Origin of the sequence: Vibrio sp. MMH1-50 (assembly GCF_022347645.1) — a bacterium.
GTDB classification, from domain to species: Bacteria; Pseudomonadota; Gammaproteobacteria; order Enterobacterales; family Vibrionaceae; genus Vibrio; species Vibrio harveyi.
Genome location: NZ_JAKRGG010000085.1, coordinates 1 through 2,158 on the forward strand (window position 1 = coordinate 1; position 2,158 = coordinate 2,158).

The 2,158-nt window shown below is 38.4% G+C and carries 3 protein-coding genes and 1 pseudogene; all 4 read right to left on the bottom strand.

The features are described 5' to 3' along the window. Positions 1 to 215: 215 nt before the first annotated feature. A complete protein-coding gene (locus MHO32_RS25575; protein WP_239215009.1) occupies positions 216 to 833 on the bottom strand; it encodes a hypothetical protein in 618 nt (205 codons plus the stop codon). Between the two features lie 142 nt (positions 834 to 975). Further along, the gene (locus MHO32_RS25585) at positions 976 to 1,446 is read right to left on the bottom strand and encodes a hypothetical protein (RefSeq protein WP_239215011.1); all 471 of its coding nucleotides are present in this window, start codon (positions 1,444 to 1,446) and stop codon (positions 976 to 978) included. Between the two features lie 144 nt (positions 1,447 to 1,590). Then, a complete protein-coding gene (locus MHO32_RS25590; RefSeq protein WP_033006601.1) occupies positions 1,591 to 1,890 on the bottom strand; it encodes a hypothetical protein in 300 nt (99 codons plus the stop codon). Positions 1,891 to 2,037: 147 nt separating this feature from the next. Continuing rightward, positions 2,038 to 2,158 (bottom strand): annotated as a pseudogene (locus MHO32_RS25600) (GNAT family N-acetyltransferase); the annotation flags it as partial.

The window sequence follows — 2,158 nt, forward strand, 5'->3', positions numbered from 1 at the left end:
TGAGCTCGAAGATCTTCAATTCTTACAATAAATTCACGTCTTACTTCATCAGACATTTATAAGACTTCCTCCTTAGGTCAAATAAGTAGCTTAACGCCCTGTTAAGGTGTGAGCAACGCAATACCAAAGCCACCGCATACCACCTTAAACACTAAAACCAACGCATGGTAAAAATGCCACGCGTTGCGAATCACTCTTAAACAGTTTGTTAAAAGTCAGTTCTTCAGTTTTAACCGAGACTCTTTACACAACCATTCGTAATCTTGAATCGTTGTGTAACCTCTCTCCATGTTCAAGAAAAAAGCCAATCTCTCTATACGAGCCAAAATATCTCTATCTGCTTTAGAAAAAGTTAGACCTTGTGAAGAACTAAATTGATGAGGATCTATTTGATAAATCTGAAACAAAGTCTTAGAGACGATATTAAAACCCTCAATCAACTGATTTTGAGATGTATAAAATTGTTGGAGATTAAGAAATATGCCCTCTCCATTACGATATGCCTTTAAAGCACAGTGATCGGCGCTAACAATATCGCTTTTCTTGATTGAATCTAATTTAACAATGAATGACGCTAAGTACTCTTTGTGGTCCCTCACAAGTCGTTCAAGTTTATTGTTTCGACTAGTTTCTAGTATTTGAAACCCAACAAATAACGCAGATACCAGCGTAAATAACGGAGCTAAAACACCGCTAAAATACGTACCAAAATTTGCAAAGTCTTGAGTTGTAGCGTTGCTAAATTGCTCCCAATATTTTGCCGCATAAGGAGTAATTACGATAAGTATCATCAAGCACGCAAAAACCAATATAATTTTAAGAAACTTTTTCACTGATACCTCTGACTTTTAACGCCCTGTTAAGGTGTGAGCAACGCAATACCGATGCCGCCGCATACCACCTTAAACACTAAAACCAACGCATACTGAAAATGCCACGCGTTGCGAATCACTCTTAAACAGTTTGTTAGCAATATTACTCCATAGGCATTGAGGGATACTTATCCGGATTAGCTGCTCTTTTGAGGATGTATATCATTTCGTAGATACTTAATAGCACTATAGAGCCAACATACATCCAAGCAAAAAATTGAAACGATAATTTGAAGATGTAACAAATGAAAAGTATCAAGTAAACGTTTATCGCATTATTAATCGAATGACGGTAAAACCATTCTTTAGCACTACCTAACATCGAACGGTCCAACTTGAACTTCAGTGTACAAACAGATGCACTAATTGTAGAAACAAACTGAGGCAACACAATTCCTGGAGCGCTTAGGGCTAAAGAAACTAAAACTAGCTTTAAAGTTTCAAGTTCAATAAACAAGTTCCTTTTGTATAGGAACATCATTAGCAACCCGGGAGCTAAGGCTGAAACGAAAAACAAAGTGACACCTGTTGCTGTATCTATGTCAATCTTCTTTACTTCATCAACTACATTCATTATTTACTCCATATTGCTAACGCCCAATTAAGTTGTGAGCAACGCTGCTACCTTACTAAAACACTGCACCGTAATCACCAAACAAGTTGAAACCGAAAGTGCCGAGCGTTGCGAATCAGCTTGAATTGCTTGTTAGAGCGCAACTCAAAGTTTGAACAGAACTTTCAAAAGAGAATTTACCAAGGAAGAGATCCCTAGAAATAGAACTACTGGCAAACCTATCGCTATTATCAGTTTAAACTCGACAAACTGACCTACAACTGCATCACTATATCTACCGCCCAGGAACTTTCTCGATTCGTCTCCTACCGTAGATTTGACTTCATTTGTGACCGTCTTGCGATCTTTACCGATGAATTCTTTAAACAACATAAAGCCGAAGGGAGCGATAATAATGCCGGCGATAAGATATGAAATGTATTCAACTATATCGGTCATGTTCATACTTTTTTCTCCTGCGCTCTAACGCCCTGTTAAGGTGTGAGCAACGCAATACCGAAGCCGCCGCATGCCACCTTAAACACTAAGCGCAACGCATAGCAAAAATGCCACGCGTTGCGAATCACTCTTAAACAGTTTGTTATGTGCGTACTAAACCTTGTCACTGTTAGATGAATTGAAAGAAAACATACGAACTTCGTCGCGAGGAAACCAACCTAATTTTTCGTAGAAAGACTGCGCATTAATGTTTTCATTTGCGACGAATAGATGC